Annotated in this window: 16 protein-coding genes; 4 read left to right on the top strand and 12 right to left on the bottom strand. The window is 72.5% G+C overall.

Translation table 11 applies throughout. From position 1 onward, the window contains the following. Positions 1-17: 17 nt before the first annotated feature. Positions 18-1,649 carry an L-glutamate gamma-semialdehyde dehydrogenase gene (gene pruA / locus ACQZOG_RS21360; protein ID WP_037641755.1) on the bottom strand — a complete coding sequence of 544 codons (1,632 nt, stop codon included), beginning with the start codon at positions 1,647-1,649 and terminating at the stop codon, positions 18-20. Positions 1,650-1,685: 36 nt separating this feature from the next. Further along, a complete protein-coding gene (locus tag ACQZOG_RS21355) occupies positions 1,686-2,612 on the bottom strand; it encodes a proline dehydrogenase family protein (protein ID WP_033275988.1) in 927 nt (308 codons plus the stop codon). Positions 2,613-2,789: 177 nt separating this feature from the next. Here ACQZOG_RS21355 and ACQZOG_RS21350 point away from each other — a divergent pair, with 177 nt between their 5' ends. Next, positions 2,790-3,989, top strand: a complete 1,200-nt coding sequence (locus ACQZOG_RS21350; protein WP_033275989.1) for a PucR family transcriptional regulator — start codon at positions 2,790-2,792, stop codon at positions 3,987-3,989. Here the strand turns inward: ACQZOG_RS21350 and ACQZOG_RS21345 are convergent. Continuing rightward, complete coding sequence (locus ACQZOG_RS21345) at positions 3,970-4,587, bottom strand: TetR/AcrR family transcriptional regulator (protein ID WP_033275990.1); 618 nt, start codon at positions 4,585-4,587, stop codon at positions 3,970-3,972. The genes ACQZOG_RS21350 and ACQZOG_RS21345 overlap by 20 nt on opposite strands. 85 nt (positions 4,588-4,672) lie before the next feature. Here ACQZOG_RS21345 and ACQZOG_RS21340 point away from each other — a divergent pair, with 85 nt between their 5' ends. Next, a complete protein-coding gene (locus ACQZOG_RS21340; RefSeq protein ID WP_430741726.1) occupies positions 4,673-6,214 on the top strand; it encodes an MFS transporter in 1,542 nt (513 codons plus the stop codon). Positions 6,215-6,232: 18 nt separating this feature from the next. On the opposite strand, the gene serA is transcribed toward ACQZOG_RS21340, so the two are convergent. From serA to ACQZOG_RS21310, 6 genes are all read right to left on the bottom strand, one after another. Further along, on the bottom strand, positions 6,233-7,822 hold the full coding sequence (serA, locus tag ACQZOG_RS21335; RefSeq protein ID WP_033275992.1) for a phosphoglycerate dehydrogenase: 1,590 nt from the start codon (positions 7,820-7,822) through the stop codon (positions 6,233-6,235). Between the two features lie 267 nt (positions 7,823-8,089). After that, a complete protein-coding gene (ilvC, locus tag ACQZOG_RS21330) occupies positions 8,090-9,088 on the bottom strand; it encodes a ketol-acid reductoisomerase (RefSeq protein ID WP_033275993.1) in 999 nt (332 codons plus the stop codon). 117 nt (positions 9,089-9,205) lie between these two features. Further along, positions 9,206-9,730, bottom strand: a complete 525-nt coding sequence (gene ilvN, locus ACQZOG_RS21325) for an acetolactate synthase small subunit (protein ID WP_006130824.1) — start codon at positions 9,728-9,730, stop codon at positions 9,206-9,208. Positions 9,731-9,751: 21 nt separating this feature from the next. Then, positions 9,752-11,602: an acetolactate synthase large subunit gene (locus tag ACQZOG_RS21320; protein ID WP_193456517.1), complete on the bottom strand. Its 1,851-nt coding sequence runs from the start codon at positions 11,600-11,602 to the stop codon at positions 9,752-9,754. Positions 11,603-11,833: 231 nt separating this feature from the next. Then, positions 11,834-14,824: a putative bifunctional diguanylate cyclase/phosphodiesterase gene (locus ACQZOG_RS21315; RefSeq protein ID WP_037641747.1), complete on the bottom strand. Its 2,991-nt coding sequence runs from the start codon at positions 14,822-14,824 to the stop codon at positions 11,834-11,836. Between the two features lie 400 nt (positions 14,825-15,224). Further along, a complete protein-coding gene (locus tag ACQZOG_RS21310) occupies positions 15,225-16,175 on the bottom strand; it encodes a 2-hydroxyacid dehydrogenase (protein ID WP_106963329.1) in 951 nt (316 codons plus the stop codon). 75 nt (positions 16,176-16,250) lie between these two features. Here ACQZOG_RS21310 and ACQZOG_RS21305 point away from each other — a divergent pair, with 75 nt between their 5' ends. Further along, positions 16,251-17,249 carry an aldo/keto reductase gene (locus ACQZOG_RS21305; RefSeq protein WP_033275997.1) on the top strand — a complete coding sequence of 333 codons (999 nt, stop codon included), beginning with the start codon at positions 16,251-16,253 and terminating at the stop codon, positions 17,247-17,249. A 124-nt stretch (positions 17,250-17,373) separates the two neighbouring features. Beyond that, a complete protein-coding gene (locus ACQZOG_RS21300; protein WP_430741891.1) occupies positions 17,374-18,516 on the top strand; it encodes a PQQ-dependent sugar dehydrogenase in 1,143 nt (380 codons plus the stop codon). On the opposite strand, the gene ACQZOG_RS21295 is transcribed toward ACQZOG_RS21300, so the two are convergent. The 3 genes from ACQZOG_RS21295 to ACQZOG_RS21285 all read right to left on the bottom strand — a co-directional run bounded on the left by ACQZOG_RS21295 (position 18,509) and on the right by ACQZOG_RS21285 (position 22,256). Continuing rightward, positions 18,509-18,763, bottom strand: coding sequence for a DUF6191 domain-containing protein (locus ACQZOG_RS21295; protein WP_359671578.1), 255 nt, complete (start codon positions 18,761-18,763; stop codon positions 18,509-18,511). The two genes, ACQZOG_RS21300 and ACQZOG_RS21295, sit on opposite strands and share 8 nt — an antisense overlap. Positions 18,764-18,807: 44 nt before the next feature. After that, positions 18,808-21,912, bottom strand: a complete 3,105-nt coding sequence (locus tag ACQZOG_RS21290; protein ID WP_058917004.1) for a helix-turn-helix transcriptional regulator — start codon at positions 21,910-21,912, stop codon at positions 18,808-18,810. A 164-nt stretch (positions 21,913-22,076) separates the two neighbouring features. Further along, positions 22,077-22,256 (bottom strand): hypothetical protein, encoded by a 180-nt coding sequence (locus ACQZOG_RS21285; RefSeq protein ID WP_033276001.1) that lies wholly within the window; start codon positions 22,254-22,256, stop codon positions 22,077-22,079. Positions 22,257-22,271: the final 15 nt, after the last annotated feature.

Here is a 22,271-nt window from a genome sequence, read left to right as displayed (position 1 = left end):
CGCGATCGGGGTGGGCGTCAGCCCATGTGCGGGTACGTGTAGTCGGTCGGCGGGACCAGCGTCTCCTTGATGGCGCGGGTCAGCGTCCAGCGCATCAGGTTCTGCGGGGCGCCGGCCTTGTCGTTGGTGCCGGAGGCACGGCCGCCGCCGAAGGGCTGCTGGCCGACCACGGCGCCGGTCGACTTGTCGTTGATGTAGAAGTTGCCGGCCGCGTAGCGCAGCTTCTCCATCGTGTACGCCGCCGCCGCGCGGTCGTTGGAGATGACCGAGCCGGTGAGGGCGTAGTCGGACACCGACTCCATCTGGGTCAGCATCTCGTCGTACCGGTCGTCCTCGTAGACGTGGACGGCGAGGATCGGGCCGAAGTACTCGGTGCGGAACACCTCGTTCTCCGGGTCGGAGCACTCGATGACGGTCGGGCGCACGAAGTAGCCGACCGAGTCGTCGTAGGAGCCGCCCGCGACGATCGTGCAGGCCGGGTCCTCCTGGGCGCGGTCGATGGCGGCCTTGTTCTTGGCGAAGGACCGCTCGTCGATGACGGCGCCGATGAAGTTCGACAGGTCGGTGACGTCACCCATCGTGATGCCGTCCACCTCGGCCGCGAACTCCTCCTTGAAGCCGGAGTTCCAGATCGAGGCCGGGATGTAGGCGCGGGAGGTGGCCGAGCACTTCTGGCCCTGGTACTCGAAGGCGCCGCGGGTCAGGGCGGTCTTCAGCACCGCGCGGTCGGCGCTCGGGTGGGCGACGAGGAAGTCCTTGCCGCCGGTCTCGCCGACGAGACGCGGGTAGGTGCGGTACTTCTCGATGTTCTGGCCGACCGTCTTCCACAGGTGCTGGAAGGTCTTCGTGGAGCCGGTGAAGTGGATGCCCGCCAGGTCGCGGTGGTTGAGGGCGACCTCGGAGACCTCCAGGCCGTCGCCGGTGACCAGGTTGATGACGCCCTTGGGCAGCCCGGCCTCCTCCAGGAGCCGCATGAGCAGCACGGCGGCGTGGGTCTGCGTCGGGGACGGCTTCCACACCACGACGTTGCCCATGAGCGCGGGCGCGGTGGGCAGGTTGGCCGCGATGGCGCTGAAGTTGAAGGGCGTGATCGCGTAGACGAAGCCCTCCAGCGGCCGGTGGTCCAGGCGGTTCCACACGCCCGGGGAGTTGGCCGGGGGCTGCTCCGCGAGGATGCCGCGCGCGTAGTGGACGTTGAAGCGCCAGAAGTCGACCAGCTCGCAGGGGCTGTCGATCTCGGCCTGCTGCGCGGTCTTGGACTGGCCGAGCATGGTGGAGGCGGCGATGGTCTCGCGCCAGGGGCCGGCCAGCAGCTCGGCGGCGCGCAGGATGATCGCGGCGCGGTCGTCGAAGGACATGGCGCGCCAGGCGGGGGCGGCGGCGAGGGCCGCGTCGATGGCGTCCTGGGCGTCCTGCCGGGTGGCGTTGGCGTAGGTGCCGAGGCGGGCCTTGTGGTTGTGCGGCTGCACGACGTCGAAGCGCTCGCCTCCGCCCATCCGCTTCTCGCCGCCGATGGTGCAGGGCAGGTCGATCGGGTTGTCGGCCAGCTCCTTGAGCTTGGCCTCCAGCCGGGCCCGTTCGGGGGTTCCGGGGGCGTAGCCGTGCACCGGCTCGTTGACGGGGGTGGGGACCTGGGTCACAGCGTCCATGGGTTCCGTAACTCCTTGTCTGAGCGGGGTGTGGTGTCAGCCCTTGGTGATCATGCTGCGGGCGAAGAACCGGAGGTTGGCCGGCTTCTCCGCCAGGCGCCGCATGAAGTAGCCGTACCAGTCGGTGCCGTAGGCCGTGTAGACGCGCATGCGGTGGCCCTCCGCGGCGAGCCGGAGGTGCTCCTCCCCGCGGATGCCGTAGAGCATCTGGAACTCGTACTCGTCGAGCTTGCGTCCGGCGGTGCGGGCCAGTTCCTGGGCGATGGCGATCAGGCGCGGGTCGTGGGACCCGATCATCGGGTAGCCCTCGCCCTCCATCAGCGTCCGCAGGATGCGCACGTACGCCTTGTCGATCTCGTGCTTCTGCTGGTAGGCGACCTCGGCGGGCTCCTTGTAGGCGCCCTTCACCAACCGTACGCGACTGCCCGCGGCGGCGAGCCGGCGCGCGTCCTCCTCGGTGCGGAAGAGGTAGGCCTGGATGACGCAGCCGGTCTGCGGGAAGTCCTTCCGCAGCTCCTCGTGGATGGCGAACATCGAGTCGAGGGTGGTGTGGTCCTCCGCGTCCAGGGTGACCGTGGTGCCGATCTCCGCGGCGGCCTCGACGACCGGGCGGACGTTGGCGAGGGCCAGCTCGTGGCCGCCGGGAAGCGCCTGGCCGAACATGGAGAGCTTCACGGACATCTCGGCGCGCTCGCCGAGCTCCAGCGGCTTCAGCCGGTCGATCAGCTCCAGGTACGCGTCGCGGGCGGCCTCGGCCTGCTCCGGGGTGGTGATGTCCTCGCCGACGACGTCCATGGTCAGTTCCAGGCCGTTGTCGGTGAGCTGCCGCACGATCGGCAGGATCCCGTCGACGGTCTCACCGGGGATGAAGCGGTCGACGACCTGCTTGGTCACCGGGGCCGCCGAGATCAGGCGTCGCATCCGGTCGCTGCGCGACGCGGCGAGAATCACGGGACCCAGCACGGGGCACCTCCACAAGCTGCGAGAGGCCGCCGCCCGACGGTTCGGGGACGGCACGGAGAACCACCGTGAAACCTAAGGATGACGCCGATCCTGGGCCATCGACAGACGTCACGCATCCCTGAGCGAGATCTCAGACAGATGTATGAAGGTGGCCGGTTCTTGCGGCAGAATGCCCGGATGACGTCGGAATACAGGGACGACTACCAGGAGCTGGTGGACGAGATCTCGGAGCTCCTCGGCGCTCCGGCGACCCTGGAGAACCGCGACTTCGAGCTGATCGCCTTCGGCGCGTACGACAGCGAGGGCGACCTCGACCCGTCGTCGCTGGACCCGGTGCGGGCCCGCTCGATCCTGACCCGGCGCTCCACACCCGCCGTCCGCGCCTGGTTCGAGGGGTTCGGCATCACCCGCGCGACCGGCCCGGTCCACATCCCGCGCACCCCGGAGGCCGGCGTGCACCGGGGACGGGTGTGTCTTCCCGTACGGCACCGCGGGGTGGCCCTCGGCTACGTCTGGCTGCTGGAGGACGACCCCGGCCCCACGACGGAGCAGCTGGACGCGGCCATGCGGGTGACGGCGCGGATCGGCGCGCTGCTCGCGGACGAGGCGCAGCACGGCGCGGACCTCACCCGGGAGCTGCGGGCGGTATTGACGGCGGAGCGCGGCTGGCAGCGGGACATGGCGGTGGCCGAGCTGCGCACCGCCCTCGGCGCCCGCGCGGAGGGCCTGCACACGGTGGTCTGCGTCGCGCCCTGGCCGTCCGCCGACCCCGACGACGCGCCGTCGGTCCGCACGGTGCCGGGGGCGACCGCGCTGTGCACCCTGCCGTGGGGCGCGACGGCCGTGTCGCTGGCGCTGCTGCTGCGGCTGCGCTCCGCCGACGTTCTGACGCCGGCGGAGACCGCGGCCGGGCGGCTGCTGGAGCGGGCCCGGGACGGCGGGCCGAGAGGGCGGTCGGGGCCGCCGCCGTCGGCCGCGGGGATCGCCGCGCCGCGTACGGGTCTGGCCGATCTGGGCACGGCCTGGGACGAGGCGTCGGCGTCGGCGCGGGCGGCGCTGGCCGAGCCCCGCCTCGGGCCCGTGGCGCGCTGGGCGTCGATCGGCCCGTACCGTCTGCTGGCCGCGCTCTCCCCCGGCGCCGCCCACGACCCCGCCGTCAGCCCGCTGCTCTCCCCCGCGCACACGGAACTGGCCCGCACCGCCGAGGTGTACCTCGACTGCGCCGGCCAGGCCGGGCGCACGGCGGCGGAGCTGGGCGTGCACCGGCAGACGCTGTACTACCGGCTGTCGCGGATCGAGCGGCTCACCGGCCTGGACCTGGACGACGGCGAGGACCGTCTGCTGCTGCACATGGCGCTCAAGGCGCACCGCCTGTAGACGTGCTGCCGGCGGACGCCGTGCCCGTGGCCGCCTCGACCACCTGGCGCAGACCGGCGGTGAGCCGCTCCGCGTCGGGGGCACTGGCCGGGTCGAAGGTCCACTGGGCGATGAGGCCGGTCATCAGGGTCACGTAGAACGCGCCGACGGTGTCGGCGGTCGCGTCGGACACGTCCTCCTCCCTGCCGCCCATCAGCAGCGGCACCAGACCGCGTCCGGCCTCGCGCTGGGCCGCGGCGAGGTGGGCGCGCACCTCGGGCAGGCGGTCGCCCATCGCGAGCACCTCCATGCTGAGCCGCCACAGCGAGCCGGGGTCCTTCATGGTGGCGATGATGTTCGCCCACACCCGCTCGAACCGCTCCAGCGATCCGGGCGCGGCCTCGTCGACGGTGCCGTTGCCCTCGAAGGCGTCTCCCATGCCCTCGACGAGGGAGACGTAGGCCTGCGCGAGGAGCGCGTCCTTGGAGCCGTAGTGGTAGCCGATCGACGCGAGGTTGGTGCCCGACTCCTTGACGATGTCGCGCGCCGTGGTGCGCACGAACCCCTTGTCGAGCAGGCAGCGCTTGGCCCCTTCGAGCAGATCCTCACGGTGTCCCATGGCCGCAGCCTACCTCCGGGCCCCATACGGCTGTCTTATACGGTTGTTCTAGACAGCCGTATAAGACGTGCCTACAGTCGGCGTCATGACACCGAACCCGAACCGGGCCGGCCGCCGTGAGTGGACCGCGCTCGTCGTGCTGATGCTGCCGTTGCTGCTCGTCTCGATGGACGTCTCCGTCCTCTACTTCGCCGTCCCGGAGATCAGCGCCGACCTGGAGCCGACCGGCACCCAGCAGCTGTGGATCTTCGACATCTACGGCTTCGTGCTGGCCGGACTGCTGATGACCATGGGCGCGCTCGGCGACCGCATCGGCCGCCGCCGGCTGCTGCTGTGCGGCGCGGCCGCCTTCGGTGCCGCCTCCCTGCTCGCGGCCTACGCGCAGTCCGCGGAGACGCTGATCGTGGCCCGCGCGGTCCTCGGCATCGGCGGCGCCACCCTGATGCCGTCGACGATGGCGCTGGTCCGCACGATGTTCACCGACCCCGGCCAGCGGGCGAAGGCCATCGGGCTGTGGTCCGGGGTGATGACGGGCGGCATCGCGCTCGGCTCGGTGATGAGCGGACTGCTGGTCGAGCACTTCTGGTGGGGCTCGGTCTTCCTGGTCAACCTGCCCGCGATGGCGCTGCTGCTGGTCCTCGGGCCGCTGCTGCTGCCGGAGTCGAGGAACCCCTCCCCGGGCCGCTTCGACTGGCACAGCGTCCCGCTGTCCCTGGCCGCCGTGCTCCCCGTGGTCTACGGCCTGAAGGAGCTGCCCTCCGAGGGCTGGAACGTCCGGTACGTCCTCTCGATCACCGTCGGCCTGCTGTTCGCCGCGCTGTTCGTGCACCGACAGCGCACCGCGCGCTCCCCGATGATCCCGCCGGCCCTGTTCCGCGGGCACGGCTTCAGTCCCGCGCTCGTCCTCAACACCCTGTCGGCGCTCGGGATGATGGGCTCCGCGATCTTCACCACCCAGTACCTGCAGTCGGTGCTCGGCAAGAGCGCGCTGGAGGCCGCGCTGTGGAGCCTGCTGCCGTCGGTGCTCATCGGCGTCGCCGCCCCGGTCGCGGCGACGCTGGTGCAGCGCGGGGCCGAGCGCGCGCACGTCGTCACCGCCGGGTTCGTCGTCTCCGCCTGCGGCTACGGACTGCTCGCCCTGGCCGGGACCGACTCCCTGTGGCTGGTGCTGGCGGCGTGCGGGGGGATGGCATCGGGCATCGTCGTCGTGATGTCCCTGCTCACCGACCTGGCACTCGGCTCGGCCCCGGTGGACCGGGCGGGTTCGGCGTCGTCCCTGCTGGAGACCGGCACCGAGTTCGGAGGGGCCCTGGGCATGGCCGCCCTCGGGTCGATCGGCGCCGCCGTCTACCGGCACGCGATGCCGGTCACCGCGCCGGAGCCCGCGCGGGAGACCCTCGGCGGGGCGCTCGCCGTCGCCACCGAGATGCCGGGGCGCGCGGGGGACGCCCTGACCGCGGCGGCGCGCGAGGCGTTCACCGAGGGCATGCGGGGCGCGGCGATCGCCGGTGCGGTGCTGCTCCTGGTCGCGGCCGGGATCGCGGTGGCGGGCCTGCGGCACATCCGGGTACGCCCGGACACGGAGAACGCCGGACAGGCCGATTCTCTCAGCCCGTCCGGCGTGTGAGCCCTGACGAAGGTGCGGTCAGACCAGGTTCACGGACCGCGCGGAGGTCGCCCCGGTCTCCGCGGCCAGCTCGCCCAGCACCGAGGTGGACACCGTGTCGTCGACGGTGAGCACGGCGAGCGCCTCGCCGCCGACCGTCGCACGGGCGACCTGCATGCCGCCGATGTTGATGCCCGCCTCGCCGAGGATGCGGCCGACGGTGCCGACGACACCCGGACGGTCCTCGTAGCGCAGGACGACCATGTGGTCGGCGAGCGCCAGGTCGACGTCGTACTCGCCGATCGCGACGATCTTCTGGACGTGCTTGGGGCCGGCCAGCGTGCCGGAGACCGAGATCTCCTCGCCGTCGGCCAGCGTGCCGCGCACGGTGACGACGTTGCGGTGGTCGGCCGACTCCGAGCTGGTGGTCAGCCGCACCTCGACGCCGCGCTCCTGCGCGAACAGCGGGGCGTTGACGTAGGAGACGGTCTCGTCCACGACGTCCTCGAAGACGCCCTTGAGGGCGGACAGCTCCAGCACCTTCACGTCGTGCTGGGTGATCTCGCCGTACACCTCGACGTCGAGGCGGACCGCGACCTCGCCCGCGAGCGCGGTGAAGATGCGGCCGAGGCGCTCGGCGAGCGGCAGGCCCGGCTTGACGTCCTCGGCGATGACGCCGCCCTGGACGTTCACCGCGTCGGGGACCAGCTCGCCGGCGAGGGCGAGGCGCACGGAGCGGGCGACGGCGATGCCGGCCTTCTCCTGGGCCTCGTCCGTGGAGGCGCCGAGGTGCGGGGTGCACACGACCTGGTCGAACTCGAAGAGCGGGGAGTCCGTGCAGGGCTCCTTCGCGTACACGTCGAGGCCGGCGCCGGCGACGCGGCCCTCCTTGAGCGCCGAGTACAGCGCCTCCTCGTCGACGATGCCGCCGCGCGCGGCGTTGATGACGCGGACGGTCGGCTTGACCTTGCGCAGCGCCTCGTCGCCGATCAGGCCCAGCGTCTCGGGGGTCTTCGGCAGGTGGACGGTGATGAAGTCGGAGACCTCGAGCAGCTCGTCCAGCGACAGCACCTTCACGCCCATCTGCGCGGCCCGCGCGGGCTGCACGTAGGGGTCGTAGGCGACGACCTTCATGCCGAAGGCGGACATGCGCTGCGCGACGAGGGCGCCGATCCGCCCCAGACCCACGACACCGAGGGTCTTCTCGGCGAGCTCGACGCCCGTGTACTTGCTCCGCTTCCACTCGCCGTTCTTCAGCGCGGCGTTGGCCTGCGGGATGTTGCGCGCGGTGGCGAGGATCAGACCGCAGGCGAGCTCGGCGGCGGTCACGATGTTCGAGGTGGGGGCGTTGACGACCATCACGCCGGCCTTGGTGGCGGCGGAGACGTCGACGTTGTCGAGGCCGACGCCGGCTCGTGCGACGACCTTCAGCTTGTTCGCGGCGGCGATCGCCTCGGCGTCGACCTTGGTGGCCGAGCGGATGAGAATCGCGTCCACGTCGGCGATGGCGGGGAGCAGTTCGGCGCGGTCCGCGCCGTTGCAGTGCCGGATCTCGAAGTCCGGGCCGAGTGCGTCGACGGTGGCGGGCGACAGCTCTTCAGCGATGAGTACGACGGGTTTCGAGCTCACGTGAGTCCTCACAAGTCCCAATGCGGACGGCCGTCCCGACGGCCGCAGGCGGTGAAGAAGTGCTAGCCGCGTGGAAGACGCACGACGCTGTGGGCCTGACGCGTATGTAGTGCAGCAGTGTAGTGGCGCCGAGGGCGTCGTCTTACGCCGCTTCGGAAGGATCACCCGTCCGTGGCGGACGGGATGGACAACGCCGTACGTCCGACGTTACCCCTGGTTCGCCCGAAGGGCCGGGGCGTGGTGCCCCGGCCCTCAGGACGGTCGGGCTCAGGCCTCTTCGTCGACCCAGCTCATCAGCTTGCGCAGCTGCTTGCCGGTGGTCTCCAGGAGGTGCTCGGAGTCCTGCTTCTTGTACTCGTCGTACTTCTTCAGGCCGCCGTGGTACTCGTCCATCCAGGTCTGGGCGAAGGTGCCGTCCTGGATCTCGGCGAGGACCTTCTTCATCTCGGCCTTGGTGGCGTCGGTGATGATCCGCGGGCCGGTGACGTAGTCGCCCCACTCGGCGGTCTCGGAGATCGACCAGCGCATCTTCTCCAGGCCGCCCTCGTACATGAGGTCCACGATCAGCTTCAGCTCGTGCAGGCACTCGAAGTAGGCGATCTCCGGCTGGTAGCCGGCCTCGGTCAGCGTCTCGAAGCCCGCCTTCACCAGCGCGGCGGTGCCGCCGCAGAGCACGGCCTGCTCACCGAACAGGTCGGTCTCGGTCTCCTCGGTGAAGGTGGTCTTGATGACGCCGGCGCGGGTGCCGCCGATGCCCTTCGCGTACGACAGGGCCAGCGCGAAGGCGTTGCCCGTGGCGTCCTGCTCGACGGCCGCGATGCAGGGGACGCCGCGGCCCTCCTCGTACTGACGGCGCACCAGGTGGCCCGGGCCCTTCGGGGCGACCATGCAGACGTCGACGCCGGCCGGGGGCTTGATGAAGCCGAAGCGGATGTTGAAGCCGTGGCCGAAGAACAGCGCGTCGCCGTCCTTCAGGTTCGGGGCGATGGACTCCTCGTAGACCTTGGACTGGATCGGGTCCGGGACGAGGATCATGATGACGTCGGCCTCGGCGGCGGCCTCGGACGGGGTCACCACGCGCAGGCCCTGCTCCTCGGCCTTGGCCTTGGACTTGGAGCCCTCGTGCAGACCGACGCGCACGTCGACGCCGGAGTCGCGCAGCGACAGGGCGTGGGCGTGGCCCTGGCTGCCGTACCCGATGACCGCGACCTTGCGGCCCTGGATGATGGACAGGTCGGCGTCGGCGTCGTAGAACAGCTCGGCCACTGGGTTCTCTCCTTGTGTGCAGGTGTTGCGTCCCACCGTATGACGGTGAGGGAGGGGGAAGGTTGAGGGTCTCGCGATGCGGGCGGCCGGCCGTGTCCCGGCCGCCCGAACGGTGTCTTACGCCGACCGGTCGAGGGCGCGCAGCGACCGGTCCGTGATCGAACGGGCACCGCGTCCGATCGCGATGGTGCCGGACTGGACCAGCTCCTTGATGCCGAACGGCTCCAGCATCTTGAGCATGGCGGACAGCTTGTCGCTGCTCCCGGTGGCCTCGACGGTCACGGCCTCCGGGGAGACGTCCACGGTCTTGGCGCGGAAGAGCTGGACGATCTCGACGATCTGGGAGCGCGTCTCGTTGTCGGCGCGCACCTTCACCAGGACGAGTTCGCGCTGGACGGCCTGCCCGGGTTCGAGCTCGACGATCTTCAGCACGTTGACGAGCTTGTTGAGCTGCTTGGTGACCTGCTCCAGCGGGAACTCGTCGACGCTCACCACGATGGTGATGCGGGAGATGTCGGGGTGCTCGGTGACACCCACGGCGAGCGAGTCGATGTTGAAGCCGCGGCGGGAGAACAGGGCGGCGATCCGGGCCAGGATGCCGGGGGTGTTCTCCACCAGGACGGAGAGCGTGTGCTTGGACATGATCTCTTCGGTCTCTCTCGCTCAGTCGTCTTCGTTGTCGCCGAAGTCGGGGCGCACGTCCCGGGCGGCCATGATCTCGTCGTTGGAGGTGCCGGCGGCGACCATCGGCCAGACCATCGCGTCCTCGTGGACGACGAAGTCCACGACGACCGGCCGGTCGTTGATGCTGTTCGCCTCCTCGATGACCTTGTCGAGGTCCGCGGGGTCCTCGCAGCGGATCGCGTAGCAGCCCATGGCCTCCGACAGCTTCACGAAGTCGGGGACGCGGGTGCCCCTCGCCTGCGGGTTGACGTCGTCGGGACCGGAGTGCAGGACCGTGTTGGAGTACCGCTGGTTGTAGAACAGCGTCTGCCACTGGCGGACCATCCCGAGGGCGCCGTTGTTGATGACGGCGACCTTGATCGGGATGTTGTTCAGGGCGCAGGTGGTGAGCTCCTGGTTGGTCATCTGGAAGCAGCCGTCGCCGTCGATCGCCCAGACCGCGCGGTCGGGCGCGCCGGCCTTGGCGCCCATGGCGGCCGGGACCGCGTAGCCCATCGTCCCGGCGCCGCCGGAGTTCAGCCAGGTGGCGGGCTTGTCGTACTGGATGAAGTGCGCGGCCCACATCTGGTGCTGGCCGACGCCCGCCGCGAAGATCGTGCCCTCGGGCGCGAGCTGTCCGATGCGCTCGATGACCTGCTGCGGGGAGAGCGAGCCGTCCGCCGGCTGGTCGTAGCCCAGCGGGTAGGTGTCGCGCCAGCGGTTCAGGTCGTTCCACCAGGCGGAGTAGTCGCCGCGGTGGCCGTCGGCGTGCTCCTTCTGGACGGCCTGGATGAGGTCGGCGAGGACCTCGCGGGCGTCACCGACGATCGGCACGTCGGCGGCGCGGTTCTTGCCGATCTCCGCCGGGTCGATGTCGGCGTGGACGATCTTCGCGTACGGGGCGAAGCTGTCCAGCTTGCCGGTGACGCGGTCGTCGAAGCGGGCTCCGAGGGCGACGATCAGGTCGGCCTTCTGCAGCGCGGTGACGGCGGTGACCGCACCGTGCATGCCCGGCATTCCCACGTGCAGCGGGTGGCCGTCGGGGAATGCGCCGAGCGCCATCAGGGTGGTGGTGACGGGCGCTCCGGTGAGCTCGGCGAGGACCTTCAGCTCGGCGGTGGCCTGGGCCTTGATGACCCCGCCGCCGACGTAGAGGACCGGTCGCTTCGCGGAGGTGATGAGCTTGGCGGCCTCACGGATCTGCTTGGCGTGCGGCTTGGTGACGGGCCGGTAGCCGGGCAGGTCCATGACGGGCGGCCAGGAGAAGGTGGTCTTCGCCTGGAGGGCGTCCTTGGCGATGTCGACCAGCACCGGGCCGGGGCGGCCGGTGGAGGCGATGTGGAACGCCTGGGCGATGACCCGCGGGATGTCCTCGGCCTTGGTGACCAGGAAGTTGTGCTTGGTGATCGGCATGGTGATGCCGACGATGTCCGCCTCCTGGAAGGCGTCGGTGCCGATGGCCTTGGAGGCGACCTGGCCGGTGATGGCCACCATCGGGACGGAGTCCATGTGCGCGTCGGCGATGGGCGTCACCAGGTTGGTGGCGCCCGGGCCCGAGGTCGCCATGCAGACGCCCACCTTGCCGGTGGCCTGCGCGTAACCCGTGGCCGCGTGACCCGCGCCCTGCTCGTGCCGGACCAGCACGTGGCGCACCCGCGTGGAGTCCATCAGCGGGTCGTACGCCGGGAGGATCGCACCGCCGGGGATGCCGAATACCGTGTCGGCGCCGACCTCCTCGAGAGAGCGGATGAGGGACTGCGCGCCCGTGACGTGCTCGACGGGGGCGGACTGCTGTCCTCCGGTACGGGGCCGCGGCTGCGGGTGATGGGCCCCGGTGGCCTGCTCGGTCATCGGCATTCTCTTCTCGATGCTGAGGGTTTTTGCGAAGTTCGTGCGGGTTACGCGTGCTGCTCGGCAGGTGCCTGTGCAACAAAAAACCCCTCGTGCCGTAAGGCAAGCGAGGGGAGCGCGCCGGGTGGTGGGTCGCTGAGCGATCGCCGCTCAGCGTCAGCCGACGCGCTGTCCAAGTACGAGAATTCGGGTGCGCATGGCACTGACCCTCCCCCCGGCGCACACTCGGTGTCAAGTGGGTGGGACGGGAGTCTCATTATGTGAGCGGAGTGCCGTGGCGCTCTTGAGCACCGCCGTCACCCCCGTGGAGTACACGGGGGAACCGCCTCCACCGGCCAGCACCGGCTCGGCCGGGACGTGCGGCACCGGGTAGTGCCCGGCGGTCAGCGCCCGGCGCAGCCGGTACTCGTCGAGCGGCCCGGAGAAGGCCAGCCCCTGCCCGTGGGTGCAGCCCATCGCGCGCAGCGCCTCGGCCTGCTCGGGCAGGTCCACGCCGTCGGCCACGGTCTGCAGCCCGAGGTCGGAGGCGATCCGCAGCAGCCCGTGGGTGATCTTGTACAGCCGCGCGGACTCCGCCACCCCGTCGACCAGGCTGCGGTCGAGCTTCAGCATGTCGACGGGCAGCCGCCGCAGAGCCGTGATCGCCGCGCGTCCGCTGCCGAAGCCGTCCAGGGAGATCCGCACGCCGAGCCGCTTGAGCACGGTGAGCCGCCGCTCCAGCTCGTCGAGGGACACCCGGGGGTCGGTGTCGGCCAGTTCCACGATCAGCGAACCGGACGGCAGACCGTGCCGGGTGAGCAGCGCCTCGACCGAGCCGAGGGGCAGCGAGCGGTCCAGCAGCCGGCGCGCGCTCAGCCGTACGGCGACCGGCAGGGGCAGGCCCGTGGCGTGCCGTTCGGCGGCCTGCTCGACCGCCTCCTCCAGCACCCAGCGGCCCAGCTCGGCGGTCTTCTCGCTGTCCTCGGCGACGCGCAGGAACTCCGCGGGCGTGAACAGCACGCCCTGGGAGGAGCGCCAGCGCGCCTGGGCGCACACGGAGGTGATCCGGCCGTCCGCCAGGCTCACCACGGGCTGGTGCAGCAGGGCGAACTCGCCGTGGTGCAGCGCCGCGCGCAGCCGGGTGGCCAGCTCGGCCTTGCGGACGACGTCCTGCTGCATGTGCGGCTTGTACAGCTCGACGCGGCCCTTGCCCGCGGCCTTCGCCCGGTACATGGCGAGGTCGGCGTTGCGCAGCAACTCGCCCGCGCCGATGCCCGGTTCGGCGAAGGCGACGCCGATGGAGGCGTTGACACGGACATCGTTGCCGTCGATGAGGTAGGGCTGGGAGAGCGTGGCTCTGAGCCGGTCGGCCAGTTCGAGGATGTGCCCCTCGCGCGCGTCCCGGTCGCGTACGCCGTCGCCGGCGATGAGCGCCGCGAATTCGTCGCCGCCGAGACGGGAGGCGGTGTCGCCCTTGCGGACGGCGTCCTGGAGTCTGCGGGCGGCCTGCACGAGCAGTTCGTCCCCGGCCTGGTGGCCGATGGTGTCGTTGACGCCCTTGAAGCCGTCGAGGTCGATGAAGAGCACCGCCGTGCCGCGCAGGGCGGCGCCCCGGTCCGAGGCGCGGCGGCCGGAGAGGGCCTGCTGCACGCGCCGGGTGAACAGGGCCCGGTTGGGCAGGTCGGTCAGCGGGTCGTGTTCCGCGTTGTGCTGGAGCTGGGCCTGGAGGCGGACCCGCTCGGTGACGTCACGGCTGTTGAAGATGAGGCCGCCGTGGTGCCGGTTGACGGTGGACTCCACGTTGAGCCAGCCGCCGTCACCGGACCGGAAGCGGCACTCGATGCGTGTGGTGGGCTCCTCCACCGGGTCGGCGGCGAGGAACCGCCGTACCTCGTGCACCACGCGGCCGAGGTCCTCGGGGTGGATCAGGGAGGCCAGTTCGGTTCCGACCAGGTCCTCCGCCGGGCGGCCGTACACGCCGGCGGCGGCCGGGGAGACGTAGCGCAGGACGCCGCTGGGGGCGGCGATCATGATGACGTCGCTGGAACCCTGCACCAGGGAGCGGAAGTGGTTCTCCGCCTGGGCCAGTTCCTGGGTGAGGGTGATGTTGTCGAGGAGCATGATGCCCTGGCGCACGACGAGCGCGAGCGCCACGGTGCCCCCGGTGATCAGCACCACCCGGTCGACGCTGCGGCCGTTGAGGACGTTGTAGAGGATCCCGAGGGTGCACACGGCCGCCGCCAGGTACGGGGTGAGCGCGGCGAGGGAGCCGGTGAGGGGCCGGGAGAGCTGGTACCGGACCGCTCCCCCACCGGGCGCCGGTCCGTGCTGGTGGTCGGGGGCGGCGCGCCGTCCGGGCAGGTGCTCGCGGACCACGCGCGTGGACGTCTCCCGGTCGGGTCCGCCGCGGCGGGGCGCGGTCCACGGGGCGTAGGCCAGCAGCAGCGACCCGGCGAACCAGCCCGCGTCGAGGAGTTGCCCCGAGCGGTAGTCGGCGTGCAGCAGCGGGGAGGTGAACAGGGCGTCGCACATCACGGTGAGCGCGAGCGCCCCGATCGCGGTGTTCACCGCCGAGCGGTTGACCGAGGAGCGCCGGAAGTGCAGCGCGAGGACCATGCTGACGAGGGCGATGTCGAGCAGCGGGTACGCCAGGGACAGCGCCGTGTGCGCGACGCTCGGCCCCTCGGCCTGCGCGGCCTGGGCGAGGGCGAGGCTCCACGCCAGGGTCAGCAGCGAGCCGCCGATCAGCCAGGCGTCGAGGCCGAGGCACACCCAGCCGGCCTTGGTCACGGGCCGTTTGGCGAGCACCAGCAGTCCGACGATGGCGGGCGGCGCGAAACACAGGAAGAACAGGTCGGCGTAGCTGGGGCTCGGCACCTCACGGTGGAGCACGACCTCGTACCAGCCCCAGACCAGGTTGCCCAGGGACGCCATGGCCGAGGAGATCCCGAACAGCGTCCACGCGGACCGGTACCGGGTGCGGCGGTCGCGGGCGTAGACCGCGCAGGAGACGGCGGCGACCGCGGCGGCGGCGCTCAGCCCGAAGTCCCCCATGATCAGGGCGAGTCGCTCCGACCCCCAGCCGAACGCGGCGCCGACGGCGTAGGCGCCGCAGACCAGGGCGAGCACCAGCTGGGCCGCGGGGCCGGGGCGGCGGCCCGCGCCCTTCACCGGCAGCAGGGTCCGCGGGGCGGACGCGGGACGCAGCGCTCCGTCGAGGGTGGGGGTCGGCGGCGCGCTCACCGGTCCCTCCCGGTCCGCGCCGCCTCCGCGCTCCAGGGTCCCCGGTGCGCCTGAGACCGGGTCGGGCGGCTCGTCGGCCGGAGCGGGTCGTGCGGGCCGGCGCCGTCGGTCCTTCCGCCGCGCCGGATGTGCTGACCGTGCCTGTGCGTGTCCGCGTGCCGGTGTCGCCGCCGACGCATCCGCCGCGTCGGATCGCTGGTCGTCTGGCCGTGCATCGCCCGTCGCCCCCCTCACAGTCTCCGTGTCGCTCCCCCGCGCCGTTGGTCGGCGGCGCAGCCCCTGTCCGGACGATACACCAGTATCGTCACTCAGGGACATAGGTCCTCTACGCTCCGTGACGATCAACGGACCGTCGAGTACCCACCGCTCCCGAGGGGTCGCGGACGGTACCCGAAGCGGACTACACGTCTTCCGTTCCCGTCACCAGGATCACGTTCCCCGGCTCCTCGTGGTTCACGTATCGGCGCAACTGGTCGCGCAGCAGGCGCTTCGCGCGGGGGAGGAACGCGGACGTGGGTCCGCCGACGTGCGGGGTGATCAGCACGCCGGGCGCCCGCCACAACGGGTGGTCGGCGGGCAGGGGTTCGGGGTCGGTCACGTCGAGGGCCGCGGTGATGCGGCCGCTCTCCACCTCGGTGAGCAGGGCCTTGGTGTCGACGACGGGTCCGCGGGAGACGTTCACGAGGAGGGCGCCGTCCTTCATCCGGGCGAGGAACGCGGCGTCCACGAGGTGCCGGGTGCCCTCGGTCAGCGGGGTGGTCAGGACGACGACGTCCGCCTCCGGGAGCAGGGAGGGAAGTTCGGTGAGCGGATGCACCGGCCCGCGCTCCGTTGTGCGCGCGGAGCGCGCGACGCGCGCCACCCGCGCGACCTCGAACGGCACGAGCCGGTCCTCGACGGCCGCGCCGATCGAGCCGTACCCGACGATCAGCACGGTCCGGTCGGCGAGCGCCGGCCGGAAGCCGCCCTGCCACTCCCCGCGGTCCTGGGCGCGCACGAAGCCGGGGACGCCGCGCAGGGAGGCGAGGATCAGGGTGAGCGTGAGCTCCGCGGTGCTGGCCTCGTGCACCCCGCGCGCGTTGCACAGCCGCACGCCGGGGGGCAGGTCCTTCAGGCCGGGCTGCACATGGTCGATGCCGGCCGACAGGGTCTGCACCACGCGCACGGACCGCATCCGGGGCAGCGGACGCAGGCACACCTCGGCGGACTTCATGTACGGCACGACGTAGAAGTCGCACTCCTCCGGGTCGGCCGGGTACGTCTCGCCGCCGTCCCAGAAGTGGTAGCGCGGCCCCTCGGGGAGCCCGTCGATCTCGTCCGGGGGGATGGGAAGCCACACGTCAGGAGTCATGCCACGGAGGCTAGTTCAGGCCGCCCGGACGGCAGAGGTTAGGTTGGGGGGCCGGAGAGGGAGGGTCACGAGCAGGTGGAGCGCAGGACGATCGGCGCGGCGGCGCTCTCGGTGGGCGCGATAGGCCTCGGATGCATGCCGATGAGCTGGGCCTACAGCACGTCCCGGCAGCGCGGCGAGGAGTCGCTGAGGGCGGTGCACCGGGCGCTGGACGCGGGCTCGTCCCTCCTCGACACCGCCGACATGTACGGCCCGTTCACCAACGAGCTGCTGCTCGGGCGGGTGCTGAAGGAGCGGCGTGCCGACGCCTTCGTGTCGACGAAGGTCGGGTTGCTGGTGGGCGACCAGCACATCGTGGCCAACGGCCGTCCCGGATACGTCAGGCGGGCCTGCGACGCCTCGCTGCGGCGGCTGCAGACCGACGTGATCGACCTCTACCAGCTGCACCGCGCCGACCCGGAGGTCCCGGTCGAGGAGACCTGGGGCGCGATGGCGGAGCTGGTGCGGGCGGGCAAGGTACGGGCGCTGGGCCTGTGCGCGGTCGGGGCGCGGTCGTCGCGGCGGCCGGGGGCGCGGCTGCACGACGCGACGATCCGCCAGCTGGAGCGGGTGCAGCAGGTGTTCCCGGTGAGCGCGGTGCAGGCGGAGCTGTCGGTGTGGTCGCCGGAGGCGCTGGAGACGCTGCTGCCCTGGTGCGAGGCGCGGGGTGTGGGTTTCCTGGCGGCGATGCCGCTGGGGAACGGCTTCCTGACGGGGACGCTGACGCCCGGCCAGGGGTTCGAGGCGGACGACCTGCGGGCCAGGCATCCGCGGTTCACGGCCGAGATGATGGCCGCGAACCAGCCGATCGTGGCCGGTCTGCGCCGGGTCGCGCGCCGGCACGGGGAGCACGTCACCCCGGCGCAGGTCGCCCTGGCCTGGGTGCTGGGCCGCGGCCGGCAGGTGATCCCGGTGCCGGGCGCCAAGCGGGAGCGGTGGGTGACGGAGAACGCGGCGGCGGCCGGACTGCGGCTGACCGACGAGGACCTGGCGGAGATCGCGGGCCTGCCGCCGGCCCAGGGGTCGTGGGACTGAGCGTCCCACCTCCCGGTGGTGTCCCGGGTTCGGGGCCGGCGAAGCGGGAACCTGTGAGGCGCGAGCGGTGTATGACAGACAGAACCCGCCGCGTCGAAGGGACGAGATCGTGCAACGACGAGCCGTGCCGGCCGTGCTGGCCGCCGCCGCGCTCCTGCTGACCGCCGGCTGCTCCTCCGGCGACGGAGCACCGCCGGAGAAGGACGCCGCCGCCTCCTCGGCCGCCGCGGCCCCGTCCTCCCCGTCCGGGAAGGCGGAGGAGACCCCGCCCGCGAAGGGCTCGGTGGAGGTGGTCCGCACGGTGGCCACGGGGCTGGCCAGTCCCTGGGGCCTGGCCCCGGTCGGGGACGGCGACCTCCTGGTGTCCTCGCGCGACGAGGCCACGATCACCCGGATCGACGGGAAGACGGGGAAGAAGACCGAGCTGGGCGAGGTGCCCGGGGTGGCGTCCGAGGGCGAGGGGGGCCTGCTGGGCATCGCCCTCTCCCCCGACTTCGCCTCGGACCACATGATCTACGCGTACTTCACCTCGGCCTCCGACAACCGCGTCGTGCGGATGCTGTACAACGAGCGGAAGCCGGCGGGCGAGCAGCTCGGGGCGCCCGACACGGTGTTCCGGGGCATCTCCAAGGGCACGATCCACAACGGCGGCCGGATCGCCTTCGGCCCCGACCGCATGCTGTACGCGGGCACGGGCGAGAGCGGCGACACCGGGCTGTCCCAGGACAAGAAGTCCCTCGGCGGCAAGATCCTGCGGATGACCCCGGACGGCGAGCCGGCCCCGGGCAACCCGTTCCCCGACTCCCCCGTGTACTCCTACGGCCACCGCAATGTGCAGGGCCTGGCGTGGGACCGTGAACAGCGGTTGTTCGCCTCGGAGTTCGGCCAGAACACCTGGGACGAGCTGAACGCGATCGCGCCGGGCGACAACTACGGCTGGCCGGAGGCCGAGGGCCACGAGGACGAGGGCGGCTTCCACAACCCGGTCGCCCAGTGGAGCACCGAGGACGCCTCGCCCAGCGGCATCGCGTACGCCGAGGGGTCCGTCTGGATGGCGGGGCTGCGGGGCGAGCGGCTGTGGCGGATACCCCTCAAGGGCACGGAGGCCTCCGCGAAGCCGCAGGCGTTCCTGGAGGAGGAGTACGGCCGGCTGCGCACGGTGGTCGCGGCGGGCGGCGACCGGCTGTGGCTGGTGACCAGCAACACGGACGGCCGGGGCGACCCGAAGCCGGAGGACGACCGCGTGCTGGAGCTGCGGGTCAGCTAGCGGGCGTCGCCCGGTCCTCCGCGGAGGCGCCCGGGGCGCCACCGGTGCCGTCCGGGGCGTCGTCGCCGTCCGTGTCCTCGTCCGCCGTGGCCGGGCGGCGGACGGTGACCTTCCCGGAGGCGAGGTCTATCGGCCCGCGTCCGGGATCGGCGTCGCCGACGTCCTCCCGGGACAGCGCCAGGCGCTTCTGCTCGTCCTGGGTGTGCTTGCGCCCGGGGGAGAACAGTTCCTCGAAGGCGTTGAACATCGCTCCCCTTTCGCAGGGCGCCCCGGGTGCCGGGCCGCTGTGTCCTACACCGATTGTCGCGCGGCGGCGAGATTTCCGGATCCGCCGGAAGAACCGTCCGGGAACAGGCCGAGGCGGTGGGCCACCGCCGCTGCCTCGCCGCGGCCGGAGACGCCCAGCTTGGCGAGGATGTTCGACACATGGACGCTGGCCGTCTTCGGCGAGATGAACAGCTCCTCGGCGATCCGCCGGTTGGTGTGCCCGGCCGCCACCAGGCGCAGCACGTCCCGCTCCCTGCTGGTCAGGCCGAGCGCCTCGGCCGGGTCGGCGGGCGCCGGGGACGGCTCCTCGCGCGGGGCGGGCGTCAGCGTCAGGCGGCCCCGGCGGGCCAGCAGCGCGGCGTCCCGGGCCAGCGGCGCCGCGCCCAGGTGGGTGGCGACGGCGTCGACCAGGCGCAGCAGCTCGGTGGCGCGGGCCCGCTCGTCCTCGCCTCCGCCGGCGGCCAGCAGCGCCTCGGCGAGCCGGAGGCGGACGCAGGCGAGGTCGTGGGGCCGTCCCAGCGGCTCCAGCGCGGCGACGGCCTCGGACCAGGCGTCCGGCGCGCCGCGACCCTCGGCGCGCAGCAGTTCGGCGCGCAGCCACCGGTCGTGGGCCTGCCACAGGGGCACCCCCGTGGCGAGGTTCCTCGCCGCCTCCCGGATCCGGTCGAGGACCTCCGGGCGGCCCGGTTCGGTGGCCGGGTCGTCGTACCGGTCGGCCTCGGCGGTGGTGGCGGCGAGCAGCAGGGGCCAGGCGTAGCGCTGGGTGCCGGGCGGGAAGCCGGCGTCGAGTGCGGCGAACAGTTCGGCGCGGGCCTCCTCGGGGCGTCCCTCGGCGGCGGCGACGCGGAGCGCGACGTACTTCATCGGCAGGGCGTACTGGGGCATCGGGTCGTGGGTGCCGAAGTGGGCGCGGGCCTCGGCGAGGCAGCGGGACGCCTCGGCGGTGTCGCCCCGCAGGTGGGCGAGATGGGCCAGGCGGATCGAGCCGCCGGCGCGCGGTTTGGCGCTCTGCTCGATCCGCTGCGCGCTGGCCGCGGCGCGGGCGGCGTCCTCCCAGCGGCCGACGGACAGCAGGGACTCGGCGAGGTTGCCCCACACCCATCCCTCGGAGTCCAGCAGGCCGAGCCGCCGGGTGACCCTGACCCCCTCCTCGAGGAGCCGTACGGCCTCCTCGGAGCGGCCGACGCCCTCCAGCACGGAGGGCAGGTTGACGAAGGCGCGGGCCACCACCGTGTCGACGCCCAGCTCGGTCGCCCGCTGCTTGACCTCGTACATCTCGGTCAGTCCGGCCTCGATGTCACCGGCGTCGACCATCAGGCCGCCGAGGGTGAGCCGGGCGTTGAGTTCGATGTCGTGGGCCCCGACCATGCGGGCGTACTCGACGGCGCGTTCCGCGTCGGCCATGGCGTCGGGGCCGGGCTCGTGCAGCATCGACCAGCCGGCGACGGCGGCGAGCACCTCGGCGTGCACCTCGGAGGGCGGCAGTCCGCGCACCAGTTCCTGGGCGGTGCCCAGTTCCTCCCAGCCGTCACCACGGGCCAGGGCCTGGGTGAGCCTGGAGCGCTGCACCCAGAACCAGGCGGCGCGCAGCGGGTCGGGGTCCTCGTCGAGGAGGCGCAGCGCCCGTCTGGTGAGCTTCAGGGCCCGTTCGCGTTCGCCGCAGAGGCGGCCGGCGACGGCGGCCTCGGCCAGCAGGTCGAGGTGGCGCAGCGGCCGCGTGGCCTCGTCGTCGGCGCCGGGGTCGTCGCAGCCGGGCGGCGGGGGCGGGTAGGCCTCGGCGTGGTCGAGCGGCCGCAGTCCGGCGCGCACGGTGTCGGGGACGGCGTCCCACAGCTCCATCGCCCGTTCGAGCAGGCGGAGTTGCTCGGCGAAGGCGTGGCGTCGGCGGGCCACGACGGAGGCGTCGAGGACGGCGGGCAGGGCCTTGGCGGCGTCGTGGGCGTGGTACCAGTAGCTGGCCAGCCGGGTGGGCCGCTCGTCGGCGGGGACGAGCGTGGGGTCGGCCTCCAGCGCCTCGGCGAAACGGCGGTTGAGCCGGGAACGCTCACCGGGCAGCAGGTCGTCGCTGACGGCCTCGCGGACCAGGGAGTGCCGGAAGCGGTAGCCGTCGCGGTCGGGCGCGGGGGTGAGGATGCTGGCGTTGACGGCGGCGCGCAGGGCCTCGATGAGGTCGTCCTCGCCGAGTCCCGCGACGGCGGCGAGCAGCCTGTCCTCGACGGTGGAACCCCCCTCGGCGACGATCCGGACGACCCGCTGGGCGCTCTCCGGCAGGTTCTCGACCCTGACCAGGAGCAGATCGCGCAGGGAGTCGGTGAGACCGGTGCGGCAGCCCTCGTGGGCGGCGACGGCGAGTTCCTCGACGAAGAAGGCGTTGCCGTCGGAGCGTTCGAAGATGTCGTCGACGCGGTCCGGCTCGGGTTCGCGGTCGAGGATGCCGGCGATCTGCCGGTGCACCTCCTCGCGGCTGAACCGGCCCAGTTCGACGCGGTGGACGGTGCGCAGCCGGTCGAGTTCGGCGAGGAGGGGGCGCAGCGGGTGGCGGCGGTGGATGTCGTCGGAGCGGTAGGTGGCGAGGACGACGAGACGGCCGGTGCGCAGGGTACGGAAGAGATAGGCGAGCAGATGGCGGGTGGAGGCGTCGGCCCAGTGCAGGTCCTCCAGGACGAGGACGACGGTGTGCTCGGCGGCGACGCGTTCCAGCAGGCGGGCGGTGAGCTCGAAGAGGCGGGCCATGCCCTGTTCGTCGCGGCGGGCCTCGCGGGCGGCGGCGACGGCGAGTTCGGGCAGCAGCCTGGCCAGTTCCTCCTCCTGCCCGTCGGCGGCGGCCGCGAGCTGTTCGGGCAGCTCCCGGCGCAGCCGGCGCAGGGCCGTGGAGAAGGGGGCGAAGGGCAGGCCGTCGGCGCCGATCTCCACGCATCCGCCGAGGGCGACGACCCCGCCCCGGTCCCGGACGGCGGCGGCGAACTCCTCCACGAGGCGGGTCTTGCCCACCCCGGCCTCGCCGCCGACCAGCAGCGCCTGCGGTTCACCGGCGCCGGCCCGGGTGAACGCGTCGATCAGGGTGGCGAGTTCGCCGGCTCGGCCGACGAACACGGGACTGACGGACTTGGTCTCCACGCCCCCGAGCATCGCACGCGCCCGCGGTGTCGGCGCAGCGGTTTTCGTCTCCTGGCGCACCGGCACGGCGCTCTCCTCCCTCTCGCGTCCTCCTCGTCGCGGACGCCTTCCCCGGCCGTGCGCACCGACGAGGGGGCGGCGGCCGCTTCCGTGCGGCCGCCGCCCCCGGGCGGTGCTCATGCGGTCCGGGCGAACCAGGACCGGCGCCGGGTATGGCTCTCGGGCTCGGCGCCGCGTGCGGCGGCTCCCCGGCGGGCGGCGCGGCGGACCCGGACCGCCTCGCGGACCTGCCGCTCCGCCTCGGCCCGGCGGATCAGGTCGTCGTGGCGGAGCCGGTGCAGCTCGATCTCGAACATGATGGTGTCCCCCTC

Source organism: Streptomyces sp. P13-3-3 (assembly GCF_050571355.1).
In the GTDB taxonomy this organism is placed as follows: domain Bacteria; phylum Actinomycetota; class Actinomycetes; order Streptomycetales; family Streptomycetaceae; genus Streptomyces; species Streptomyces althioticus.
This window is presented reverse-complemented; position numbering and strand designations above follow the sequence as displayed.